Source organism: Thalassospira sp. UBA1131 (genome assembly GCF_002311515.1).
Taxonomy (GTDB): domain Bacteria; phylum Pseudomonadota; class Alphaproteobacteria; order Rhodospirillales; family Thalassospiraceae; genus Thalassospira.
This window is the reverse complement of record NZ_DCAO01000048.1, coordinates 1-3,367: the sequence shown is the minus strand read 5'-3', so window position 1 is coordinate 3,367 and position 3,367 is coordinate 1. Positions and strand designations below refer to the sequence as shown.

General features: G+C 57.1%; 3 protein-coding genes. 2 read left to right on the top strand and 1 reads right to left on the bottom strand.

Annotated features, from left to right (window positions below; translation table 11 throughout):
* Positions 1–424, top strand: a 424-nt coding sequence (locus B3Z49_RS07710; RefSeq protein ID WP_296989607.1) for a COG4223 family protein, incomplete at its 5' end; no start/stop codon positions are given.
* Positions 421–1,845, top strand: a complete 1,425-nt coding sequence (locus B3Z49_RS07705; protein ID WP_296989606.1) for a heme biosynthesis protein HemY — start codon at positions 421–423, stop codon at positions 1,843–1,845. The genes B3Z49_RS07710 and B3Z49_RS07705, both read left to right, overlap by 4 nt.
* 76 nt (positions 1,846–1,921) lie before the next feature.
* Here B3Z49_RS07705 and purH read toward each other — a convergent pair.
* On the bottom strand, positions 1,922–3,367 hold a 1,446-nt coding region (purH, locus tag B3Z49_RS07700), incomplete at its 5' end, for a bifunctional phosphoribosylaminoimidazolecarboxamide formyltransferase/IMP cyclohydrolase (protein ID WP_296989604.1).

The following is a 3,367-nucleotide window of genomic DNA, read 5'->3' as shown; positions in this document are numbered from 1 at the left end:
AGAACAGATCGCAACCCTGAAACCATTGGCAGATCAAGGCGCACCGACGCTTGAAAAACTGCGTCAGTCCTTCCCGGCGATGGCACAGGAAGCAGTTGCAGCTGCCACGGATGATCATTCAGGCAGTGTCCTTGATGCGACTTGGGCGAACATCAAAAAGCTGGTCCCGATCCGGCGCGTTGATGCCGCAGGCGAAGAGTCGCTTGAAGGTCGTCTGGTTCTGGCTGAAAACGCGTTGGCACAGGATGATCTTGATGCCGCCGTTGCCGCCCTTCAGGGGGTCGAAGGTGACCACGCCGCAGCCGCCGTCAGTGACTGGCTCCAGGCTGCCGAAAACCGTCAGACCCTTAATCAGGCAATTGCGACGCTGAGTTCACACGCGATTACCATTCTGACCAGTACCAGTTCGGAGGGCCGTCAATGATCCGCCTTCTGATCTTTATCCTGATTACAGCAGCACTGGTTTTCTGCACCGTCTGGTTTGCCGATAATCCGGGCCGCATGACGATTGTCTGGCTGGGATATCGCTTTGACGGATCGATCGGCATGGTCGCGCTGGGCCTCTTGGCGCTAACCGCTGTGCTCGTCCTGCTGTGGCGCGGCTGGACAATCATTGCCAATTCCCCGGGCTGGCTTGGCCGCCTGCTGGGCAGCCGCCGCCGCAAGAAAGGCCAGCAAGCCCTGACCATGGGATTGCTGGAACTGGCGTCAGGAGACGTGCGCCAAGCACTGAAACATACCCGTGCGGTCGACCGGTATCTTGAAGACGATACCCTGACCCGGCTTTTGACAGCACAGGCGGCAGAATTGGACGGCAACAATGACGCCGCCAAACGCCAGTTCGAAGCCATGCTGGAAAAACCCGACTCCGCATTCTTTGGACTGCGCGGCCTCTTGCAATTGGCATTGAAAGTCAATGACCGCGAAGCCGCCCTTGATTATGCCGAACGGGCCCACCGTCTGCGTCCACGCAATCCTGCGGTCATCGTGACACTGTTTGACTTGCTGCTGACCTCAAGACGCTGGGATCGGGCGCTTAGCCTGTTGGTTGATGCAGAAAAGGCCGCCGTCTTTAGTGAAACCGAACTGACCCATCGCCGTGCGCTTTTGATCACGGCCAAGGCAGAAGACGCGATTGCCGAAGGCGAAAACGCAGAAGCCACCAAGCTTTTGCGCAAGGCGCTGAATTCTGCACCCGATTTCACCGGTGCGGCTGTGCTTCTGGCCGGGCTCTATCGTGATCTGAAACAGGATAGCAAGGCACGCGACGTCGTGATGCAAAGCTGGCGCACAGCCCCGTCGGCAGCACTAGGTGCGATTTTCCGTGAAACGCTGACCGGCGATCCATTGGCAAAAGTCAAAGCGGTCGAAAAACTCGTCGCGACAAACCCCGGTCATGTCGAAAGCCAGATTGTTCTGGCCGAAGCAGCGCTTGAAGCCGATCTTTGGGGGATTGCGCGCGGCAACCTTGAAAAGGCCATGGCAACCAAGGCCGAAGCCCGACATTACCGGCTGTTGGCCGATCTTGAACTGCGTGAAAATCAGGATGGCGCGAAGGCCCGTGAATTGCTGATCAAGGCAAGCCACGCCAACCCGGATCCGGATTGGCGTTGCGGGGCCTGTGGGGCCGAAACTGACCGCTGGGTTGTTTCCTGCCCGTCCTGTCATTCATTTGGCAGTGTCGACTGGCGCGCACCGCTTCGTGTTCATCAAGATGACGCCACCAAGGAAAACGCAAAACCGGAAACCGCAAAAACATCTGCGATTACACAGACTGGCGTCGTTATTGATCAGGATACAGATTCGGATGGCGCCAAAGATGGCAAGGCAACCGTCCAAGCCTGATGTTTCGTTCTGATGCAATCAACACAAAACCCCGCAAGGTATCCTTGCGGGGTTTTGCTTTTAAAGTCCGAAACGCCTAGTGGCGGAAATGACGCATGCCGGTAAAGACCATGGCAATGTCATTTTCATCGGCTGCCGCGATGACTTCTTCGTCACGCATGGAGCCGCCTGGCTGGATCACTGCGGTCGCACCCGCCTTGACCGCGGCCAGAAGGCCATCGGCAAACGGGAAGAACGCGTCCGACGATACTACTGATCCCTGTGTGCGCAGATCGCTCTCGCCGGCATTCTTGCCAGCTTCTTCGGCTTTCCACGCGGCAATGCGCGAGCTGTCGACACGGCTCATCTGACCAGCACCGATACCGACGGTCTTGCCGTCTTTGACATAGACGATGGCGTTTGATTTGACATGCTTGCCAACGCGGAAGGCAAACAGAAGGTCATCAAGCTCTGCCTCGGACGGCTTGCGCTTGGTCACGACCTTAAGCTCTTCGCGTTTCACACGACCAGCATCGCGGTTCTGAAGCAGGTAACCGCCTGCCAGCGAACGCAGGGTCATGTCTTCACCTTCCGGATCCGCCATGCCACCGGTGACCAGAAGACGCAGGTTTTTCTTCGCTGCCAGAACTTCCTTGGCCGCGTCATCGGCATCCGGGCAAATCACGACTTCGGCAAACAGTTTGGCGATTTCTTCGGCCGTCTGTTTATCAAGCGTACGGTTGACAGCGATGATGCCACCAAACGCCGATACCGGATCACAGGACAGTGCCTTGTTATAGGCATCAATCAGGCTGTCACCCTCGGCAACGCCGCACGGGTTGGCATGCTTGATGATCGCAACGGCCGGCTTTTCATCGAACTCGGATACCAGTTCGAACGCGGCGTCGGTGTCGTTCAGGTTGTTAAACGACAGTTCCTTACCCTGAAGCTGGGTCGCGGTGGCCACACCCGGGCGATTTTTGCCGTTGGTATAGAACGCGGCCTGCTGATGCGGGTTTTCACCGTAACGCAGCGTCTGTTTTAGTTCGGCAGAAACATTGAGACGCTGCGGGAAGGTTTCGCCAAGTTCACCGGCAAACCAGCTTGAAATCGCCGAGTCATACGCACCGGTGCGGGCAAAGGCCTTGGCCGCCAGAACACGGCGGGTTTCAGCTGTGGTGGCACCGCCATTGTCATTCATCTCGGCAACGACGCGGTCATAATCGGACGGATCAACAACCACAGTCACGGACTCGTGGTTCTTGGCCGCAGAGCGGATCATGCTTGGGCCACCGATATCGATATTTTCGATGCAGGTTTCGAAATCGGCACCCTTGGCAACAGTTTCCTCAAACGGATAAAGGTTCACACAAACCAGATCAATCGGGGAAATGTCGTTATCTTCCATGGCCTGCATATGGCTGGAAAGAGAACGGCGGCCCAGAAGGCCGCCGTGAATCTTCGGATGAAGAGTCTTGACACGACCGTCCATGATTTCGGGAAAACCGGTGTGATCGGCAACTTCCTTGACCGGCACGCCAGC